This is a genomic window from Variovorax sp. OK212 (assembly GCF_900112425.1).
In the GTDB taxonomy this organism is placed as follows: domain Bacteria; phylum Pseudomonadota; class Gammaproteobacteria; order Burkholderiales; family Burkholderiaceae_C; genus Variovorax.
Genome location: NZ_FOLP01000005.1, coordinates 465578 through 485016, shown reverse-complemented (window position 1 = coordinate 485016; position 19439 = coordinate 465578). Strand labels below are relative to the sequence as shown.

The 19439-nt window shown below is 69.9% G+C and carries 15 protein-coding genes; 10 read left to right on the top strand and 5 right to left on the bottom strand.

The window, feature by feature from the left end:
- The first annotated feature begins 143 nt into the window (after positions 1-143).
- The 5 genes from BM004_RS18860 (at position 144) to BM004_RS18840 (ending at position 5781) form a co-directional block, all read left to right on the top strand.
- The gene (locus tag BM004_RS18860; protein WP_093134997.1) at positions 144-1073 is read left to right on the top strand and encodes a branched-chain amino acid ABC transporter permease; all 930 of its coding nucleotides are present in this window, start codon (positions 144-146) and stop codon (positions 1071-1073) included.
- 5 nt (positions 1074-1078) lie between these two features.
- Complete coding sequence (locus tag BM004_RS18855) at positions 1079-2143, top strand: branched-chain amino acid ABC transporter permease (RefSeq protein ID WP_093215680.1); 1065 nt, start codon at positions 1079-1081, stop codon at positions 2141-2143.
- Positions 2144-2216: 73 nt separating this feature from the next.
- A complete protein-coding gene (locus BM004_RS18850) occupies positions 2217-3548 on the top strand; it encodes an ABC transporter substrate-binding protein (protein WP_093135002.1) in 1332 nt (443 codons plus the stop codon).
- Between the two features lie 105 nt (positions 3549-3653).
- Complete coding sequence (locus BM004_RS18845; RefSeq protein ID WP_093135005.1) at positions 3654-4466, top strand: ABC transporter ATP-binding protein; 813 nt, start codon at positions 3654-3656, stop codon at positions 4464-4466.
- 67 nt (positions 4467-4533) lie between these two features.
- Positions 4534-5781, top strand: a complete 1248-nt coding sequence (locus BM004_RS18840; protein ID WP_093135007.1) for a phenylacetate--CoA ligase family protein — start codon at positions 4534-4536, stop codon at positions 5779-5781.
- Here the strand turns inward: BM004_RS18840 and BM004_RS18835 are convergent.
- Positions 5772-6797, bottom strand: a complete 1026-nt coding sequence (locus BM004_RS18835) for a hypothetical protein (protein WP_093135010.1) — start codon at positions 6795-6797, stop codon at positions 5772-5774. The two genes, BM004_RS18840 and BM004_RS18835, sit on opposite strands and share 10 nt — an antisense overlap.
- A gap of 88 nt (positions 6798-6885) precedes the next feature.
- Positions 6886-8034, bottom strand: coding sequence for a citrate synthase/methylcitrate synthase (locus BM004_RS18830; protein ID WP_093215677.1), 1149 nt, complete (start codon positions 8032-8034; stop codon positions 6886-6888).
- 81 nt (positions 8035-8115) lie between these two features.
- Between BM004_RS18830 and BM004_RS18825 the strand changes: the two genes are divergently transcribed.
- Entirely contained in the window at positions 8116-9360 is a 1245-nt protein-coding gene (locus BM004_RS18825; RefSeq protein ID WP_093215675.1) for a citrate synthase, read from the top strand.
- On the opposite strand, the gene BM004_RS18820 is transcribed toward BM004_RS18825, so the two are convergent.
- On the bottom strand, positions 9305-9874 hold the full coding sequence (locus tag BM004_RS18820; RefSeq protein ID WP_093215672.1) for a type 1 glutamine amidotransferase domain-containing protein: 570 nt from the start codon (positions 9872-9874) through the stop codon (positions 9305-9307). The genes BM004_RS18825 and BM004_RS18820 overlap by 56 nt on opposite strands.
- 208 nt (positions 9875-10082) lie before the next feature.
- The gene (locus BM004_RS18815) at positions 10083-11300 is read right to left on the bottom strand and encodes a M48 family metalloprotease (RefSeq protein ID WP_093215670.1); all 1218 of its coding nucleotides are present in this window, start codon (positions 11298-11300) and stop codon (positions 10083-10085) included.
- Positions 11301-11506: 206 nt separating this feature from the next.
- On the opposite strand from BM004_RS18815, the gene BM004_RS18810 reads away from it, so the two are divergent.
- The 3 genes from BM004_RS18810 (at position 11507) to BM004_RS18800 (ending at position 15844) form a co-directional block, all read left to right on the top strand.
- The gene (locus BM004_RS18810; protein ID WP_093135022.1) at positions 11507-12481 is read left to right on the top strand and encodes a tripartite tricarboxylate transporter substrate-binding protein; all 975 of its coding nucleotides are present in this window, start codon (positions 11507-11509) and stop codon (positions 12479-12481) included.
- A gap of 217 nt (positions 12482-12698) precedes the next feature.
- Positions 12699-13382: a hypothetical protein gene (locus BM004_RS18805; RefSeq protein ID WP_143072450.1), complete on the top strand. Its 684-nt coding sequence runs from the start codon at positions 12699-12701 to the stop codon at positions 13380-13382.
- Positions 13379-15844, top strand: a complete 2466-nt coding sequence (locus BM004_RS18800; protein ID WP_093215665.1) for a hypothetical protein — start codon at positions 13379-13381, stop codon at positions 15842-15844. The genes BM004_RS18805 and BM004_RS18800 overlap by 4 nt, the downstream gene beginning before the upstream one ends.
- 52 nt (positions 15845-15896) lie before the next feature.
- Here the strand turns inward: BM004_RS18800 and BM004_RS18795 are convergent, their stop codons facing one another.
- Entirely contained in the window at positions 15897-18026 is a 2130-nt protein-coding gene (locus tag BM004_RS18795) for a PQQ-dependent dehydrogenase, methanol/ethanol family (RefSeq protein WP_093215663.1), read from the bottom strand.
- 144 nt (positions 18027-18170) lie between these two features.
- On the opposite strand from BM004_RS18795, the gene BM004_RS18790 reads away from it, so the two are divergent.
- Positions 18171-19433, top strand: coding sequence for a helix-turn-helix domain-containing protein (locus BM004_RS18790; RefSeq protein WP_093215757.1), 1263 nt, complete (start codon positions 18171-18173; stop codon positions 19431-19433).
- Positions 19434-19439: the final 6 nt, after the last annotated feature.

Sequence of the window (19439 nt, the reverse complement as noted above, 5' to 3'; positions counted from 1 at the left end):
TGCCCTCTTTCTTGCCCCCTCTCCCTCTGGGAGAGGGTTGGGGTGAGGGCCGACGGCCTCATCACCCACGGCGGCACTTCGATTGCCGCTCGCCCTCACCCCAACCCTCTCCCGCAAGCGGGAGAGGGAGAAAGTCATTAGCCATGGGCTTTTTCCTCGAAACCCTGTTCGGCGGCCTCATGGTCGGCATGCTCTATTCGCTGATCGCCATCGGCTTCGTGCTGATCTACAAGGCCTCGGGCGTCTTCAACTTCGCGCAGGGCGCGATGGTGCTGTTCGCGGCGCTGGCCATGGCGCGCTTCTCGGAGTGGTTTCCGCTGTGGTTCGGCTTCCAGAGCCAGATCCTCGCGAACATCCTGGCCTTCGTTGCCGCCATGGCGGTGATGGTGGTGGTGGCCTGGCTCATCGAGCGGCTCGCGCTCAGCAAGCTGGTGAACCAGGAAGGCATCACGCTGCTGATGGCCACGCTGGGCATCGCCTACTTTCTCGACGGCATGGGCCAGACCATCTTCGGCAACGACATCTACAAGATCGACGTGGGCATGCCCAAGGAGCCGCTGATGGTGCTGCAGGGCACCTTCGAAGGCGGCCTGCTGCTGAGCCAGGAAGACCTGGTGGCCGCGCTGGTGGCCGCGGGCCTCGTGGTGGTGCTGGCCATCTTCTTCCAGAAGACCGCCACCGGCCGCGCCCTGCGCGCGGTGGCCGACGACCACCAGGCCGCGCAGTCGATCGGCATTCCGCTCAAGCGCATCTGGGTCATCGTGTGGTCGGTGGCCGGCTTCTCGGCGCTGGTGGCCGGGATCATCTGGGGATCGAAGCTGGGCGTGCAGTTCTCGCTGTCGCTGGTGGCGCTGAAGGCGCTGCCGGTGGTGATCCTCGGCGGGCTCACCTCGATCCCGGGCGCCATCATCGGCGGCCTGCTGATCGGCGTGGGCGAGAAGCTGTCCGAAATCTATCTCGGCCCCATGCTCGGTGGCGGCATCGAGATCTGGTTTGCCTATGTTCTTGCATTGGTCTTCCTGCTCGTGCGGCCCCAGGGGCTGTTCGGCGAAAAGATCATCGACCGGGTCTGAACGCGATGTTCTACAGAGAAAACGGCCAGTTCAAGTCGAGCTACCGCGCCGACCAGCAGATCTTTCCGATCGCGCAGGACCGCATCGCGATCCTGGTGCTGCTGCTCGTGGCGTTCGTCGTGGTGCCGCTCGGCGTGTCCGACTACTGGATGCGCGCCATCCTCACGCCCTTCCTGATCCTGTCGCTCGCGGCGCTGGGCCTGAACATTTTGGTGGGCTACTGCGGGCAGATCTCGCTGGGCACGGGCGCCTTCATGGCGGTGGGCGCGTACGCGGCCTACAACTTCCAGGTGCGCATCGACGGCATGCCGCTCATCGCCTCGCTGCTGCTGGGCGGCCTGTGCGCCACGGTGGTGGGCGTGCTGTTCGGCATTCCGAGCCTGCGCATCAAGGGCCTGTACCTGGCGGTGGCCACGCTGGCCGCGCAGTTCTTCACCGACTGGGCGTTCCTGCGCATCCAGTGGTTCACCAACAACTCGTCATCGGGCTCGGTGAGCGTGGCGGGGCTGAACGTGTTCGGCGTGCCGATCGAGTCGCCGGTGCAGAAGTACCTGTTCTGCCTGGCCTTCGTGGTGGTGTTCGCGCTGCTGGCCAAGAACCTGGTGCGCAGCGCCATCGGCCGCGAGTGGATGGCCATGCGCGACATGGACGTGGCCGCCGCCGTGATCGGCATCCGCCCGGTGTACGCCAAGCTCACGGCCTTCGCGGTGAGCAGCTTCATCGTCGGCGTGGCCGGCGCGCTGTGGGGCTTCGTGCACCTGGGGGCGTGGGAGCCGGCGGCGTTCAGCATCGACCGCTCGTTCCAGCTGCTGTTCATGGTGATCATCGGCGGGCTCGGCTCGATCATGGGCAGCTTCTTCGGCGCCGCGTTCATCGTGCTGCTGCCGCTCTTTCTGAACCAGCTGCCCGCGTGGCTGGGCTTCTCGATTTCCACTGCGCTGGCCTCGCACCTGGAGACCATGATCTTCGGCGCGCTGATCGTGTTCTTCCTGATCGTCGAGCCGCACGGCCTGGCGCGGCTGTGGTCCACGGCGAAGGAAAAGCTGCGGCTGTGGCCCTTCCCGCACTGACGAAGTTCCGAGAGTCCCGAGAGTTCCCGTTCGCAAAAACCCGGCACCGAGGTGCCCACATAAGGAGACAGGCATGAAACTGAAATCGCTCGCTCTGACCGCCGCCCTGGTGGCCAGCACCCTCGGCGCCATGCTCGCGCCATCCCTCGCGCAGGCGCAGGCCAAGGAGCAGTTCTTCCCGCTGCTGGTGTACCGCACCGGCCCCTATGCGCCCAACGGCACGCCCTGGGCCAACGGCAAGCAGGACTACCTGAAGCTGGTCAACGCGCAAGGCGGCATCAACGGCGTGAAGATCACCTTTGAGGAATGCGAAACGGGCTACGCCACCGACAAGGGCGTGGAATGCTACGAACGCCTGAAGGGCCGCCCCGGCGTCGCGCTGTTCGACCCGCAGGCCACCGGCATCACCTTCGCGCTGACCGACAAGGTGCCCACCGACAAGATCCCGCTGGTCACGCTGGGCTACGGCCTGGCCGCCTCGCAGGACGGCGGCGTGTTCAAGTGGAACTTCCCGCTGATGGGCTCCTACTGGACCGCGGCCGACATCCTGATCCAGCACCTGGGCAAGAAAGAGGGCGGCATGGACAAGCTCAAGGGCAAGAAGATCGCCCTCGTGTACCACGACTCGCCGTTCGGCAAGGAGCCGATTCCGCTGCTGCAGGAGCGCGCGAAGATGCACGGCTTCGACCTGTCGCTGATTCCGGTCACCGCGCCCGGCGTGGAACAGAAGTCGGCCTGGCTGCAGGTGCGCCAGCAGCGCCCCGACTTCGTGCTGCTGTGGGGCTGGGGCGTGATGAACTCCACCGCGCTGAAGGAGGCCGTGGCCACCGGCTTCCCGCGCGAGAAGATGTACGGCGTGTGGTGGGCCGGCGCCGAGCCCGACGTGAAGGACGTGGGCGCCAACGCCAAGGGCTACAACGCGCTGGCGCTGAACGGCTCGGGTCCCGACAACAAGGTGATCCAGGACATCCTGAAGCAGGTGCACGACAAGGGCCAGGGCACCGGTCCGAAGGAGGAAGTGGGCTCGGTGCTGTACACGCGCGGCGCCATCATCTCCATGCTGGGGGTGGAGGCGGTCAAGCGCGCGCAGGAGCGCTTCGGCAAGGGCAAGGTCATGACCGGCGAGCAGGTGCGCTGGGGCCTGGAGAACCTGGCGCTCGACCAGAAGAAGCTCGACGCGCTGGGCTTCGCCGGCGTGATGCGCCCGGTGAGCACCTCGTGCCAGGACCACATCGGCTCGACCTGGGCGCGCATGGAAACCTGGGACGGCGCCAAGTGGAACATCGCGCCCGACTGGTACCAGGCCGACGAACAGATCATCAAGCCGATGACCAAGGCCGCCGCCGACAAGTACGCCAGCGAGAAGAAGCTGACGCGCCGCGAGGCAGCCGACTGCCAGTCCTGATGCACTGAGCGTGCCGTGGCGGCTCGCGAGAGCCGCCATTCGCAAGAACAGCCCGGCGCGCGATCGCCCTGTCGCGCTGTTCTTGCGAATGCTTCGGACCACACCATGAGCGAACCCAACATCCTCCTCGACGTCAACGGCATCGAGGTCATCTACAACCACGTGATCCTGGTGCTCAAGGGCGTCTCGCTCACGGTGCCCGACGGCGGCATCGTGGCGCTGCTCGGCGGCAACGGCGCGGGCAAGACGACCACGCTGCGCGCGGTGAGCAACCTGCTCGCGGGCGAACGCGGCGCCGTCACCAAGGGCACCATCGAGCTGCGCGGCGAGCGCATCGAGGCGCTGTCGCCGGCCGAGCTGGTCAAGCGCGGGCTGATCCAGGTGATGGAAGGCCGCCACTGCTTCGCCCACCTGACCATCGAGGAGAACCTGATGACCGGCGCCTACACGCGCACCGACGGCAAGGCCGCGGTGCTGCAGACGCTGGAGAAGGTCTACGCCTACTTTCCGCGCCTGAAGACGCGGCGCAGCTCGCAGGCGGCCTACACCTCGGGCGGCGAGCAGCAGATGTGCGCCATCGGCCGCGCGCTGATGGCCAACCCGACCATGGTGCTGCTCGACGAACCGTCGATGGGGCTGGCGCCGCAGATCGTGGAGGAGGTGTTCGAGATCGTGAAGGACCTCAACACCAAGGAACGCGTGACCTTCCTGCTGGCCGAGCAGAACACCAACATGGCGCTGCGCTATGCCGACTACGGCTACATCCTGGAGAACGGCCGCATCGTGATGGACGGCGCGGCGCAGAGCCTGCGCGAGAACGAGGACGTGAAGGAGTTCTACCTCGGCGTGGGCGGCGCGGACCGCAAGAGCTTTCGCGACGTGAAGAGCTACAAGCGGCGCAAGCGGTGGCTGGCGTGATGCTCCCGCCGGGCGCCTGCGCTTCGATTGACCGCGGCAACAGAATTGAAAGATGAAGGGTACGGACATGACCGACCACTACGACACGCTCGAGATCCGCGACCCCGCCGAGCGCGAGCGCGACCTGCTGGCCGCGCTGCCCCGGCAGATCGCGCAGGCACAGACCGCCGCACCGGCGTTCACGAAGATCCTCGACGGCGTGAAGCCTACCGACATCGGCACGCGCGAGGCGCTGGCCCGGCTGCCGGTCACGCGCAAGTCGGAACTGCTCGAGCTGCAGAAGGCACGCCGCGGCGACGACCCGTTCGGCGGCTTCTCGTCGATCGCGCGCGGCGCGCGCATGCCGCGCGTGTTCGCGAGCCCCGGCACCATCTACGAGCCTGAAGGCGAGGCGCGCGACTACTGGCGCACCGCGCGCGCGCTGCATGCGGCGGGCTTTCGCGGCGGCGAGCTGATTCACAACAGCTTCAGCTACCACATGACGCCCGCGGGCTCGATCATGGAAAGCGGCGCGCGCGCCATGGGCTGCACCGTGTTCGCGGGCGGCACCGGCCAGACCGAGCAGCAGCTCGAAGCCATGGCCGACCTCAAGCCCGAAGGCTATGCGGGCACGCCGAGCTTCCTGAAGATCCTGCTGGAGAAGGCCGAGGAAAAAGGGCTGAAACTGCCTTCGCTCACCAAGGCGCTGGTGTCGGGCGAGGCCTTTCCGCCGAGCCTGCACGACTGGATTGCCGCGCACGGCGTGCAGGGCATGCAGTGCTACGCCACCGCCGACCTGGGCCTGATCGCCTATGAAACCAGCGCGCGCGAAGGCCTGGTGCTCGACGAAGGCGTGCTGGTCGAGATCGTGCGGCCCGGCACCGGCGACCCGGTGCCCGACGGCGAAGTGGGCGAGATCGTCGTCACCACCTTCAACCCCGACTACCCGCTGGTGCGCTTCGGCACCGGCGACCTCTCGGCCGTGCTCGCGGGCACCTGCCCCACCGGGCGCACCAACAAGCGCATCAAGGGCTGGCTCGGCCGCGCCGACCAGACCACCAAGGTGCGCGGCATGTTCGTGCACCCCTCGCAGGTGGCGGAGGTGGTGCGGCGTTTTCCGGAAGTGCAGCGCGCGCGGCTCGTGGTGTCGGGCGAGATGGGCGACGACCGGATGACGCTGAAGCTCGAATGCGCGAACGCGCCCGAAGGGCTCGATGCGCACGTTGCCGATGCCGTGCGCGAAGTGACCAAGCTGCGCGGCACCATCGAGCAGGTGGCGCCGGGCAGCCTGCCCAACGACGGCAAGGTGATCGAGGACGCCCGCAGCTACAAGTAGCTTCGGTACAGCCGGCGCGTGACGGTGCGCGTGAGTGCCACCACCAGCGCCATGTAGACCAGCACCAGCGCGAGCACGAAACCGACGATGCCGCCGCCGCTGTAGAAACTGAACGACGACTTCGCCGCCAGGAACAGCCACGCGATGGCAATGACGATGCAGCCCACCTGCACCAGCACGAAGGACGACACGGCCGCGGCCACCGCCCTGAACGGGCGCACCACCGGCAGCGCGGGCCGCGTGCCGAGCCAGCCGCCCCACCAGGCCAGCGCGAAGCCGATCACCACCGGCAGCCCCCAGGTCAGCAGCAGCACCAGCACGCTCAGGTCCGGCGCCGGGAACGCCCAGCGCGTCGCGGCGAGGCTGCCCCACAGCTGGAGCGCGGAGAACATGGCGGCGACCACGAGGGCGACGGCGCGGCGCGGCGGCACACCCAGCGCCTCGGGCGCATCGACGGCATCGGTGAGGTCCGCATCTCCTTGCGCAACGCGGCTCTTCGCCAGCGCGACACGCGCCGCCAGCCACACACCCAGCACGAGCACCAGCAGCTGCACGAGCGACTGCAGCAGCATGGCCACGCCCAGGTAGATGCGCGGCGAGTAGGCGAAGACGTCCTCGAAGCGGCCGCCGGGCATGAACATCACCTGGAACTCGTAGAACAGCGGCGTCAGCGCGTAGTAGTTCAGCACCAGCGCCAGCACCCACACGCCGCCGAAGCGCAGCCGCGCATCGTGCGCGAGCGCCACGCGGGCCATGCCCCGGCGCTCGAGCGCGTTGCGCCCGTGGCTCCATGCCAGCGTGGCGACCATCGTCCACGACATGACCATGCCGACGAGCAGCGTGACCCACACGCCGGGCGTGGCGTAGGCGCTGCGCAGCTGCTCGGCCTCCGGCCTGAAGGGGCCCAGCAGCACGGTCATGTTGATCGCGAACACGATCGCGTCGAGGCCCACCGCGATCGACGCGAAGTCGCGGGGCAGGCGCAGCGCGCGCACGTAGGAAGGGGTCGCCGACATGGGAATACTTTCGCTTTGAATCGGGCGTGCCTTGCGGGCACGCGAACACAGCGAGGGTATCGGATGACGGCGCGCGCGCCGTGTAGGTTCAGTGCGCGAGTACGGGTTCGGGCGTCTGGAGGGTCACGGGGGCCGCGGCCTCTTTCGGCGCGGGCCCGACGTACACCGACTGCGGCCGGATCAGCCGCCCCTTGCGCACCTGCTCGCGCGCGTGCGCCAGCCAGCCGCCCACGCGGCCCGCCGCGAACACGCAGGTGAAGCTCTCGCGCCCGAAACCCAGCGCCTCGAGCAGCAGCGCGGTATAGAACTCGACGTTGGTCTCCAGCGCGCGGCCGGGCTTCTTCTCGCGCAGGATCGCAAGCGCGGCCTGCTCGGCCGCCTCGGCCAGCGCGAGGCGCCCGGCGTCGACACTGCCTTCGGCGCCGAGCCGGCGCAGCGCGCCCTTCAGCGCATCGGCGCGCGGGTCGCGCACGCGGTAGATGCGGTGGCCGAAGCCCATCAGGCGCTGGCCGTCGGCCACCGCCTCCTCGAGCCAGGCGCGCGCATTGGCGGCGGTGCCGATGGCGTCGAGCGCGTCGAGCACCGGCCCGGGCGCGCCGCCGTGCAGCGGCCCCTTGAGTGCGCTGATGCCGGCGAGCACCGCCGACGCGAGCCCCGCGCCGGTCGACGCGACCACGCGCGCGGCAAAGGTCGAGGCGTTCAGGCCGTGGTCGCACACGGTGACGAGGTAGGTGTCGAGCGCCGCACCCTGCGCGGCCGTGGGGGTGCGGCCGTGCAGCATGCGCAGCATGTCGGCGGCGTGCGGCAGGGTCTCGTCGGGCGCGAGCGCCTGCACGCCCAGCCGCCAGCGCATGACGGCGGCGGTGTACACGGCGGGCGCGGCCACCAGGCGCAGCGCGGTCGGCAGGTCGTCGCCGTCGGGCAGGCGCGCGAGCAATGCGCGCACGGCCTCGATGGGCGGCAGGCGGCGCAGCAGCGCATCGTCGTTGGGCTGCAGGCGCTCGAAGGCCTCGCGGCGCGCGCGGCCGATGGCGGCGCACAGGCCGTCGGCCTGGGGCCATGTGTCGAAGAAGCCTTCGAACAGCAGCGCCACCACGTCTTCATAGCGCCAGCGCTGCGCGATCTCGTCGAGCGCATGGCCGCGGATCACCAGCCGCCCGGCCGCGCCGTCCACCTCGGACAGCACGGTGTGCGCGGCCACCACGCCTTCGAGGCTGCCGTCGTCATCGTTGTTCATCGTCTTTGCTCCAGGGTTGTCACGATGAAGCCGATTCTGGCCACGCAGGTATTGACGTCAATCTTGATTTATTCTGTCAACATGACTGCAACCAAAGGCCCGCTGTGGCTCCCGGCGGCCGACGCCCTCGAACTGATGCAGGTCCGCCCGCAGACGCTGTACGCGAGCGTGAGCCGCGGCCGCATCCGCGCCAAGCCCGACGCGACGGACCCGCGCCGCAGCCTCTACCACCGCGACGACGTGCAGCGCATCGCGGCACGCGCGCGCGGCCGGCGCAGCAGCGAGGCGGTGGCGAGCGAGGCGATCCAGTGGGGCGAGCCGGTGCTGGCCTCCGGCGTGTCGACGGTGGCGGAGGGGCGCTTGCTCTACCGGGGGCAGGACGCCTGCGCGCTGGCCGCGCACGCCACGCTGGAAGAGGTGGCGGGCCTGCTTTGGGAGAGCGCGACGCCATGCTTTGCCGCGGCCATGCCGGCGGCCGTCGCGCACACGGACGCCGTGCCGCTGCAAGCGGGCCTGCTCGCGCTCGCCGCACGCGCCGCCACCGACCTGCCTTCACGCGGCCGCTCGCGCGCGGTGCTGCAAGCCGAGGCGGCGGACGTGATCGGCACGCTGGCCGATGCATTGCTGGGGCCTGCACCTGCACCGCCGGCGCGTGCGATGCCGCTGCACATGCGCCTGGCATCGGCATGGCGGCGTCCGCGCGCGGCGGACCACCTGCGCCGCGCGCTGGTGCTGCTGGCCGACCACGAACTCAATGCATCGACCTTCGCGGCGCGCGTGACGGCCTCCACCGGCGCGTCGGTCGCGGCCTGCCTGCTCACGGGTCTCTCGACATTGACGGGGCCGCTGCACGGCGGCGCCTCGGCCGCGGTGCAGGCGCTGATGCGCAACGCAGCCGCCATCGGCACCGACGCCGCCGTGCGCGAATGGCTCGCGCACGACCGCCCGCTGGCGGCCTTCGGCCATCCGCTCTATCCGAATGGCGACGTGCGTTGCCACGCGCTGCTGGAAGGCATCGGCCTGCCGCCGGCCTTCGAGGAGCTGCGGGACGTGGGCAGCCGGTTGCTGGGCGAGGCCGTGAACATCGACTTTGCGTTGGCCGCCCTGGCCGCGGTGCACAAGCTGCCGGCCGGCGCGCCGCTCACGCTGTTCGCGCTGGCGCGCACCGTGGGCTGGACCGCGCATGTGCTGGAGCAGCAGGCAACGGGGCAGCTGATCCGACCCCGTGCCCGCTACACCGGGCCCGGGCCCGGTGCGCTCGCTGCTGCTGCTACTGAAGCTCCGACTCGTAAGCCACTTCGAACAGCTTCGTCATCTCGCGGTTGAAGGCCGGCAGGTCGTCGGGCTTGCGGCTCGTGACGAGCCCGTGGTCGACCACCACTTCCTGGTCGCTCCACTTGGCGCCCGCGTTCTTCAGGTCCGCGCGCAGCGAAGGCCACGACGTCATCTTGCGGCCCTTGACGCCGCCCGCGTCGATGAGCGTCCACGGCCCGTGGCAGATCGCCGCAATGGGCTTGCCGGCTTCCAGGAAGGCGCGCACGAAGCCGACGGCCTTCTCGTCGATGCGCAACGCATCGGGATTCACCACGCCACCGGGCAGCAGCAGCGCGTCGAAGTCGTCGGCGCAGGCGCTGTCCAACGGCACATCGACCGCGAAGCTGTCGGCCGGGTCATGGTGATGCCAGCCACGCACGGCGCCTTCGACGGGCGAGACGATGCGTGTCTGTGCGCCCGCCAGGTCGAGCGCCTTGCGCGGCTCGGTCAGCTCGACCTGTTCGAAGCCGTCCGAGACCAGGATCGCGACCTTCATTCCGTCGAGCGAAGAGACAGTGGTGGGCATGTGAAAGCACTCCTTCGAGGTTGTTCAATGCTTCACCGTAGAAGGCCGCGCGGCCCGCCGCATCGTCCGGCGCCGGGTCCGCCTGTCGGACAAGTCGACGGGCGGCAAACTTCCCTTACGACTTGCCGGCCTTGTTCATCGGGTACCAACACGGCAGACATGGCCGGCATGGCCGGCATGGCACATATGTTTGCGCGCGGAAGCCGCGTTACTTGCGGCAGCTCCTGGGCAGCGTCTTCTCCGGCAGATCGTCGCCCGCCACGCAGTGCCACGTGATGCCGTTGTCGCCCTCCGAGGGTTCCATGCGCAGCGTGCCCATCGTGGCGCCCATGCCTTTCATGCCGCCGCGCTTCGGCAGGCTGGCCTCCACCACCATGCTCTGCGCATCGAGCGTGAGCGTGGCGCCGCCGGGCAGCGTGTCGGGCACGCGCGCGGCCTCCAGCGACGCGGGAATCTCTTCCTTCTCGGTGTAGTAGTTGCCGAGCGCCTCGCGCACCGCGGCGCCTTCGCTCCAGGCCTGTGCGACGGCCGCGCGGCTGGTGTAGTCCTGGTAGGCCGGAATGGCCACGGCGGCCAGCACGCCGATGACGGCCACGGTGATCATCGCGCCCAGGGCGCCGCCGCCCGCGCGCCCGGTGTAGGGCACGAAGATCGCGAGCAGGTAGGCCAGCGGGTTGCGGCTGGGCAGCTTCGCGTTCGCATCGAGCACGCGCGCCACGCGCTTGGTAAGCCACGGGTAACCGGCGATCAGCTCGTGGAACGACGCCCAGAAGCCGCTGTTGCCCGCCGACTGCGCGGCGTAGGCCTGCAGGTTGACGTTGCGCCACTGCTGCGCGCCGGCGGCCAGCGCCACCAGGGCGCGCGGCGCGGAGTCGGGCTCCTCGCAGCAGGCCTCGCCGTGCAGGTCGCAGGTGTATTCCTTGGCGCGCGCATAGGCCGCGCCCAGCAACGGCAGCCACAGCACCGGGGCGCGCCAGATGTGGCCCGTGAGGTGGCCGCGCCGGATGTGGCCGAGCTCGTGGCCGATGTAGAAGTTCACGCCGTCGGGCTGGCGTTCCATGGCGTCGACCACGTCGGACAGCAGCACCACGAAATTGCGCCCGAAGAAGCGCGTGGCAAAGGCGTTGAACATGCCGTCGCCGTGCAGCAGGTAGGCCTCGGGCGGCTTCTCGATGCCGAGGAAGCCGCAGCAGGCCTCGAAGCGCGCATGCAGCTCGGGCAGCTGGGTGGGCGAGAGCTTCACGCCCGTGCCCTTGATCCAGGCGATGACAGCCGACTGCGCGAACACGTAGCCGATGAAGCCCAGCAGCACGTAGACCAGCGCAATGCCCAGCGTGCCGACGATCAGCAGCAGCCAGACCAGCAGGCCGAGCCCCAGTGTGATGTTGCCGAGCCAGCGCTCGCGCGGATAGACCCATGGATCCATTGGAAATTCCTCCTCGGTGCGGCCTGGAAGACCGCCTGGTTTGTGGTTGTTCTTCGCGCCCCTCCGGCGCGCCTTGCAGCGCTGCATCATGCCCCAGCAAGGTGCGTATTTCGATGACCGCCTAAGGGCTATTCGGTATAGGTCAGGCCCTGGTCAGCCGATAAGATCGCGGCCTTTTTACCCCTGTCACAGAAATCGGAGACGACATGAAGAAACTGTTCGCCCTCGCGGCGATTGCCGCCGCAGCTGTCGGTGCTCACGCCCAGGACTTCCCCGCGGGCAAGACCGTCACGCTCGTGGTGCCTTTCGCGGCCGGCGGCCCGACCGACCGTGTGGCGCGCGACCTCGCCGAAGCCATGCAGAAGACGCTCGGCACCACGATCGTGGTGGACAACACCGCCGGCGCGGGCAGTTCCATCGGCACCGCCAAGGTGGCGCGCGCCAACCCGGACGGCTACACGCTGCTGCTGAACCACATCGGCATGTCCACCATGCCCGCGCTGTACCGCAAGCTGCCCTTCAACGTCGAGACCGACTTCGAGTACCTGGGCATGGTCAACGAGGTGCCCATGACGCTGATCGGCAAGCCCACGCTGCCGGCCAACAACTACAAGGAACTGACGGCCTGGATCGCCGCCAACAAGGGCAAGATCAACCTGGGCAACGCCGGCCTGGGCGCCGCGTCGCACCTGTGCGGCCTGCTGTTCCAGAGCGCGCTGAAGGTCGAGATGACGCCCGTGCCGTACAAGGGCACGGCACCGGCCATCGCCGACCTGCTGGGCGGCCAGATCGACCTGCTGTGCGACCAGACCACCAACACCACCTCGCAGATCGAGGCCAAGAAGGTCAAGGCCTATGCCGTGACCACGGCCAAGCGCCTGACCACGCCGGCCCTGAAGGACCTGCCGACACTGGACGAGTCGGGCGTGAAGGGCTTCGAAGTGTCGATCTGGCACGGCGTGTACGCCCCCAAGGGCACGCCCGCGCCGGTGCTGAAGAAGCTCAACGAAGCCATCCTCGCGGCCATGAAGGACCCGGGCTTCATCAAGCGTGAAGAAGCGCTGGGCGCGGTGATCACCACCGACAAGCGCACCGAGCCGGCCGAGCACAAGAAGTTCGTCGCGGCCGAAATCGCGAAGTGGGGCCCGATCATCAAGTCCGCCGGCGTGTACGCCGACTGATCACCGCGCCTGCCAGACAGCAGCGAAGCAGCCGCAAGGCCGCCTGAGCCCCCCCGGGGCCAGGCGGCTTTTTTGTTTATGCTCGCCGGGCTTTCTTCCACGCCCACCCCCTCGCTCTTCTTCCATGCGTCTTCGCGGCAGTCTTCGCGGCACCCCGCCTGTGCTGGCCTTGCTGGCCCTGTTCGCGCATGACGGCATGGCCCGGGAGCCGGGCGCGATGACATCGCAGACGACGCCGCAGACGCTGCTGTGGATGTGGGACCGGCCCCAGCTCTTTTCTTCGCCGCCCGCCGGCGTGGGCATCGCCTACCTGCATGCCACGGTGCGGCTGAGCGGCGACCAGGCCCGCACGAGCTGGCGCCAGTGGCCGCTGCGCATCGCGCCGGGCGTCACCGTGGTGCCGGTGGTGCACGTCACGCTCGACAACCTCGCGCCCTCGCCCGTCGACGAGGCGCAGCAGCAGGCCATTGCCGCGGCACTGGAACACGCCGCGGCGCACAGCCGCTCGGGCTGGGTGCAGCTGGACTTCGAGGCGCGCCGCAGCCAGCGCGAGGCCTACGCCGCGCTGCTCGAGCGGCTGCAGCCGCTGCGCGAGCGCGGAGTGCGGCTGTCGGCCACGGCGCTGGCCTCGTGGTGCATGGGCGACCCGTGGCTGCCGGCCGGGCTGCTCGACGAGGTGGTGCCGATGTACTTCCGCATGGGGGCGGACGCCGCGCGCATCCGCCAGCGGCTGCAGGCCACGGGCGCGGCCACGGTGCCGGCCTGCCGCGACGCGGCGGGCCTGCTGCTGGGCGAACCGTGGCCCGTGCGGGGCGGCGTGAAGCGGCGCTACGTGTTCCACACGGGCACGTGGAAGAACGAAGACTTCAAGAAGATCGACACCACGGACGCGAACCAATGAACTCACCCATCACCGCCCGCGCGCTGCGCGCCGGCTTCAGGCTGCTCACGCTGGCCGCATCGCTCGGCGCCGCCGCGGCGCAGGCCAGCGGCGGCTACGACCCCGTGGACCTGTTCTTCGCCACCACCCGGCCCGACCAGCCGGTGCGCGAGTTCATCGAGCGGCCGGCCGGCTACTACACCGACTACCTCGTGCCCTACCAGGTGCTCTGGTACTGGCGCCTGCACGGGCAGTCGTTCTCGCCCGAGGCGGTGCGCGCCTTCTCCGACCTGCTGGAGAAGCTGCCGCGCGAGGACAACGGCATGGACGACACCGACACCGCCTGGACCGTCTGGCGCCAGGCGCGCAGCGAGGCCTACGCGAAGCTGGGGCATCCGCTGCCCGCGCCGGCCAAGCCCGCCACGCCGCCCTCGCAGCAAACGCCGCAATGGAACGCCGACAGCCTCCAGGCGAGCCCCAACTGCTTCTACGGCGACGCCTTCCGCAACGCCGCGAAGACGCTGGCCGAGCGCATGGAACGCGCGGGCGGCGACAAGGCCGCCGGCCCCTTCGTGCTGCACTGGCTGCAAGTGCAGGACGCCGTGTTCGACACCTGCGACGAGAAGGCCGCTGCCAAGCCATCCGCCCCGTCCGCCCTGCCCGCGCTGCCGGAGCGCGCCCCCGCCTGGCTCAAGGCCGACCACGCCTACCAGTTGGCCGCGCAGCGCTTCTATGCCGGCGACCTCGACGGCGCCGACACCGCCTTCGACGCCATCGCCAGCGACAAGGCCAGCCCCTGGCGCGACCTTGCCGCCTACATGCGGCTGCGCGTGCTCGCACGCCAGAACCCGGGCGGGGAGCCTTCGTACTCGGAGCGCGACGGCCCCGGCAAGGAAAGCCCCGAGGCGCTCAAGCAGCAGGCCGAGCTCACCCAAGCGGTCGACGCCATCGCGCTGCCGCTGCTGAAGAACCCGCGCCTGCAGGCGCTGCACGCGTCGGTGCACCGGCTGGCCGAGTCGCTGCGCATCCGCCACCTGACGCCCGGCACGCGGCTGCAGCGCCTGGCCGACGGCCTGAAGACGATGGGCGCGCCCGACGTGGCCGCCGCCAGGCTGCTGTTGCTGAACCACGAGTTCCGCTCTTGCGCCATTGCGGGCTGCGCGTACGTCGGCCCCGAGCAGAAGCCGGACCTGGTGCAGTGGCTCAGCACGGTACGCGGCTTCGACGGCCCCTCGGGCGGCCTCACGGCGCAAGACAAGTGGCGAGAAAAGTTCAGCTGGAGCAGCTACCAGCGCACGCACGACCTCGCCTGGCTCATGGCCGCCGCGAGCCTGGTGCCCGCGGCCACGACCGCCGACGACAAGCGCGAGGCCGAGCTGCAGGCCGCGCTGGCCGCCGTGCCCGAAGACCACCCCGCGCGCTTCGCCGCCACGCAGCTGCGGGCGCAACGCCTGTTCGCGCAGGGCCGCTTCAAGGAGGCGCGCGAGCTGGTCGCCGGCACGGCCGATTCGCCGCTGATCGCGCACAGCCTCTCGGGCCAGAACCTGGTGAAGGCGCTGCTGCTGCCCACCGCCGCGTCGGAAGAAGAGTGGCGCCGCCTCGCGATCCGCCCCGTGGTCGCGCACAGCGACCCCGAGGCGATGGAGGCCAAGCCCAGCGCCGTGCCGCTGGCCAGCGCGTTCGACGACGACGTGGTGCGCTTCCTGAACACGCGCGCGCCGCTCGCGATGTGGCTGCGCCTGGCCGCCGACCCGGCGCTGTCGCCCGCGCTGCGCGACACGCTGCTGGAAACCGCATGGACGCGCGCCGTGCTGGCCGAGGACTACGCCACCGCGCGCCGCGCCGCGCAGCTGCGCGTGGCCTCCGCGCCGACCGCGCCGACCGCGCCGGCCGCATCGGTCAAGGGGCCCGACACCCTCGCGGGCATCCGCCGCTCGGTCTCGCTGGCGGCCACCGACACCGCCGCGTGGCACCGCCTGCTGCTGGAGCGCATGGTCAGCACCACCGAGACGCTGCAGCCGCCGCACTGGCCCAACGCCGGCTGGGACATCCGCCCCACGCCGCTGCGGCCCGCGCAGGACGTGGCCGCGCAGCGCGGCACCACGCCCGGCACCTACGGCAAGTGGTGCAGCCCGCTGGGCGTGCAGACCTCGGGCCCGCAGGCGGCCGGCGCCGCCGATTTCGAGATGCCCGCCTTCGTGCCGCAGGCCGAGCGCAAGCAGCAGGCCGCGCTGGTGGCGCGGCTGCGCAGCGTGCCGCAGGACTCGGTCTACTTCACGCAGGAAAGCCTGGCGCTGATGCAGCGCGACAAGGCCGACGCGCTGGTGCCGCAGGCGCTCTCGGTGGCGGTGAAGATGGCGCGCTACACCTGCCCCGACAAGACGGTGGGCGACTGGTCGCGCAAGGGCCTGCAGGCCCTGCACGCGAACTACCCGAAGTCGACCTGGGCCGCCAGCACGCCGTACTGGTACGGCGGCCGATAAGCAAGGCAAGGGCAAGGGGCGCAAGCGCCCTCCCCTTTTTTCAGGCTGCCGGCTACTTCGGCCGGACGGCGTCCGCCGTCCCCTGGATGAAGGCCTTGATGCTCTCGATGTCGTCGCCCGAGAGCTTGCCGGTGAAGTCCGGCATGCCGCGCGCCATGGCCGGGCCCTTCAGGATGAACTTGTCGAGGTTCTCGATGTAGGCCGCGTCCAGGTAACCGAGGTTGGGAATGTTGCCGCCGCGGTCCACGCCCGGCACGCCGTGGCAGAACACGCAGTTGCTCACGTAGAGCATGGTGCCGGCCTGGACCTTGGCGGGGTCGTACTTCACGCCCTGCACCAGCTTGGCCATGCGGTACTCCACGAAGTCGGGCATCTTGGCCGTGCCGCCCACCGCGAAGGTGTAGACCGTGCCCGGCCCCTGCTTCTCGGTGGCGCGCTGCGCCAGGCCGTACACGCCGCCCCAGCCCACGGCCACCGACACGTACTGCTTGCCGTCCACCATGTAGGTCGAGGGCGCCGCCACCACGCCGGTGCCGGTGGGCGTTTCCCAGAGCTTCTCGCCGGTCTTCGCGTTGTAGGCCAGCAGGCGGCCGTCGGCCGTGCCCTGGAACACCAGGTTGCCCGCCGTGCTGAGCGTGCCGCCGTTCCACGGCGACACGTAGTCCACGCCCCACGCCTCCTTTTGCGCCACCGGGTCCCAGGCGACGAGGCGGCCCGAGGGCTTGCTCTTCGGCGGCTCCACGTTGGCGAACTTGGCCAGGTTCCAGCCCAGGCCCGCGTGCGGGCGGCCCGGCACGTCCTCGTTGAACTTCCAGTCCTTGTCGTCCATCAGGTTGATCGGCACGTGCTGCGAGGGCAGGTAGGCCAGGCCGGTCTGCGGGTTGAACGACATCGGGTGCCAGTTGTGCGCGCCGAACGGGCCCGGAATGGCGTCGTTGGGCTTGGTGCCGTCGCGCGCGGACGCGACCTCGATGGGCCGGCCGTTCTTGTCGTAGCCCGTGGCCCAGTTCACCTCGGTGAAGTTCTTCGCCGAGATGAACTTGCCGTTGGTGCGGTCGATCACGAAGAAGAAGCCGTTCTTCGGCGCGTGCAGCAGCACCTTGCGCGCCTTGCCCGCGACCTTCACGTCGGCCAGGATCATCGACTGCGTGGAGGTGTAGTCCCAGTTGTCGCCGGGCGTCTCCTGGTAGTGCCACTTGTACTTGCCGGTGTCGGGGTCGAGCGCCACCACCGAGCCCAGGTAGAGGTTGTCGCCGCCCTTGGGGCTGCGCGCCTTGTGCGACCACGGCGAGCCGTTGCCGGTGCCCACGTACATCAGGTTGAGCTCGGGGTCGAAGGCGAAGCTGTCCCACGCGGTGCCGCCGCCGCCGGCTTCCCAGTACTTGCTGCCGGGGTCCCAGGTCTTGGCGGCCTTGGCCATGGAAGCGTCCTCGAAGGGCTTGGCCGGGTCGCCCGGCACCACGAACCAGCGCCACTTCTGGTCGCCGGTCTTCGCGTCGTAGGCGGTGACGAAGCCGCGCACGCCGTACTCGGCGCCGCCGTTGCCGATGATGACCTTGCCCTTGAACACGCGCGGCGCGCCGGTGATGGTGTAGCTGCCCTTCTGGCCCGCGAGCGTGTCCTTCTCCCAGACCTTCTGGCCGGTGGCCGCGTCGAGCGCGATCAGGCGGCCGTCGTAGGCCGCCACGTAGACCTTGCCCTCGTACAGCGCCACGCCGCGGTTCACCACGTCGCAGCAGCCCTTGAAGCCCTTGGACTTGTCGACCTCGGGGTCGAAGGTCCACAGCTTCTGGCCGGTGCGCGTGTCGATCGCGTGCACCACGCTCCACGAGGCGGTGACGTACATGATGCCGTCCACCACCAGCGGCGTGGCTTCCACGCCGCGCGTCGACTCGAGGTTGTACGACCAGACCAGGCCCAGCTGCTTCACGTTGCCGGCGTTGACCTGGTCGAGCTTGCTGAAACGCGACTCCGAATAGTCCAGGCCGATGCTGGGCCAGTCGGGCGTCTTCTGCGCCGCGTTGGCGCGGATGAAGTTGCCGTCGACGCGTTTCGCCGCGGCCGCCGCGCGATCTTGTGCGCCTGGTGCGCCTGGTGCGTTCTGGGCCGTGGCCGCGGTCGATACGCCCAGGCACAACAATGCGCCGGCGAGCATCCGCAGCCCGGAGTGTGTTTTTGTCATCGCAGGTCTCCTTTGTGCCGCAAGGATCTTCCGCACGGGCTTCGCGTTCATCTTGGGGATTTCCCCAGTCCGATGCTGTTCCATTGCGGAACACATTCAGCGTTGGTCCCGACCCCCGACCCCACGCAGGGAGGCAACGAACCCATGACCCTCGACAGAATCGGCACGCCGGATGCGCCGCGCCAGCTCTTCGCCAGCACGCCCGCGCAGCGCGTGGCGCTCGCGCGGCAGCAGTTCTTCGAGGAAGGCGTGCGCCCCTCGGGCCTCATCGGCGAGGCGGTGATCCAGTCGTGGATGCGCTGCAGCCGCACGCATGCCGACCGCCAGCGCATCGTGCCCTTCGACACGGTCACGCCGAGCCGGCTGCACGCCACGCTGGCGCGCAACCGCGAGCTGCTCGAGGTGGCGCGCAAGGAGCTGGTGCAGATGGAGCACGCGCTCGCGGGCACCGACTGCCGCGTGATCCTCACCGACAGCGACGGCGTGCTGGTGCACGTCACCCACCAGCCCGCCGCCGCGCACCAGCCGGTGCTGCGCAAGACCGCGCGCGTGGGCGTGAACATCTCCGAGCAGGTGGTCGGCACCACGGCGCCGGGCATCGTGGCGTCCACCGGGCAGGCCTGCACCGTCGACGGCGCCGAGCACTACTTCGACGTGCTGTGCCACATGCAATGCGCGGCCGCGCCGATCCGCGGCGTGACGGGCGAGCTGGCCGGCGTGCTCGACCTCACGGTGGAGGCGCGGCGCTTCGGCTTCGATGCGGCGTCGATGGTGGCGCTCTATGCCACCACCATCGAGAACCGGCTGCTGCAGGCGCAGTCGCGCGACCACCTGATCCTGCGCTTCCAGGCCAGCCCCACGCTGCTGGGCACGCCGCTGGAGGCGCTCGCGGGCATCGCGCCCGACGGCACCATCGCGTGGCTCAACAACGCCGGCGCGCGGTTGCTGGGGCGGCTGCCCGAGGCGGCGGACGAGCGCGACGTCGAGTGCCTGCTGGGCCACGACCTTGCCAGCCTGCTGCGGCTCGGGCGGCGCGAGGCGGCGCAACCGCTGCGGCTTGCGAGCGGCCTGGGCGTGTGGGTGCAGGCGCACCTGAAGAGCCCCGACGGCACGGACTTCCGGCATGCGGTGGCGGTGCCCGCGGAGGCGGCGCCTATCGCCATCGAACGCCATGCGGACGCGCCTGCCCTCGACGCCGGTGCGCCCGCGGACGGGAGCGGCCCCGCGCCGCATGCGGAAACGCTGAGCGAGCACAGCCGCAAGCTGATCGAGGAGACGCTTGCCGCGCACGGCGGCAACGTGTCGCAGGCGGCGCGGCAGCTGCGCGTGTCGCGCGGCACGCTGTACCGGCGCCTGCGTGCATGGAGCGACGGCGAGGCCGACGCCGAAGAAGCCGCGCCGAGCTGACCGGCC

Bases quoted from the DNA above. Each gene is read 5' to 3' on its own strand.
- BM004_RS18860 (WP_093134997.1), top strand. From the start codon at position 144: ATGGGCTTTTTCCTCGAAACCCTGTTCGGCGGCCTCATGGTCGGCATG.
- BM004_RS18855 (WP_093215680.1), top strand. From the start codon at position 1,079: ATGTTCTACAGAGAAAACGGCCAGTTCAAGTCGAGCTACCGCGCCGAC.
- BM004_RS18850 (WP_093135002.1), top strand. From the start codon at position 2,217: ATGAAACTGAAATCGCTCGCTCTGACCGCCGCCCTGGTGGCCAGCACC.
- BM004_RS18845 (WP_093135005.1), top strand. From the start codon at position 3,654: ATGAGCGAACCCAACATCCTCCTCGACGTCAACGGCATCGAGGTCATC.
- BM004_RS18840 (WP_093135007.1), top strand. From the start codon at position 4,534: ATGACCGACCACTACGACACGCTCGAGATCCGCGACCCCGCCGAGCGC.
- BM004_RS18835 (WP_093135010.1), bottom strand. From the start codon at position 6,797: ATGTCGGCGACCCCTTCCTACGTGCGCGCGCTGCGCCTGCCCCGCGAC.
- BM004_RS18830 (WP_093215677.1), bottom strand. From the start codon at position 8,034: ATGAACAACGATGACGACGGCAGCCTCGAAGGCGTGGTGGCCGCGCAC.
- BM004_RS18825 (WP_093215675.1), top strand. From the start codon at position 8,116: ATGACTGCAACCAAAGGCCCGCTGTGGCTCCCGGCGGCCGACGCCCTC.
- BM004_RS18820 (WP_093215672.1), bottom strand. From the start codon at position 9,874: ATGCCCACCACTGTCTCTTCGCTCGACGGAATGAAGGTCGCGATCCTG.
- BM004_RS18815 (WP_093215670.1), bottom strand. From the start codon at position 11,300: ATGGATCCATGGGTCTATCCGCGCGAGCGCTGGCTCGGCAACATCACA.
- BM004_RS18810 (WP_093135022.1), top strand. From the start codon at position 11,507: ATGAAGAAACTGTTCGCCCTCGCGGCGATTGCCGCCGCAGCTGTCGGT.
- BM004_RS18805 (WP_143072450.1), top strand. From the start codon at position 12,699: ATGACATCGCAGACGACGCCGCAGACGCTGCTGTGGATGTGGGACCGG.
- BM004_RS18800 (WP_093215665.1), top strand. From the start codon at position 13,379: ATGAACTCACCCATCACCGCCCGCGCGCTGCGCGCCGGCTTCAGGCTG.
- BM004_RS18795 (WP_093215663.1), bottom strand. From the start codon at position 18,026: ATGACAAAAACACACTCCGGGCTGCGGATGCTCGCCGGCGCATTGTTG.
- BM004_RS18790 (WP_093215757.1), top strand. From the start codon at position 18,171: ATGACCCTCGACAGAATCGGCACGCCGGATGCGCCGCGCCAGCTCTTC.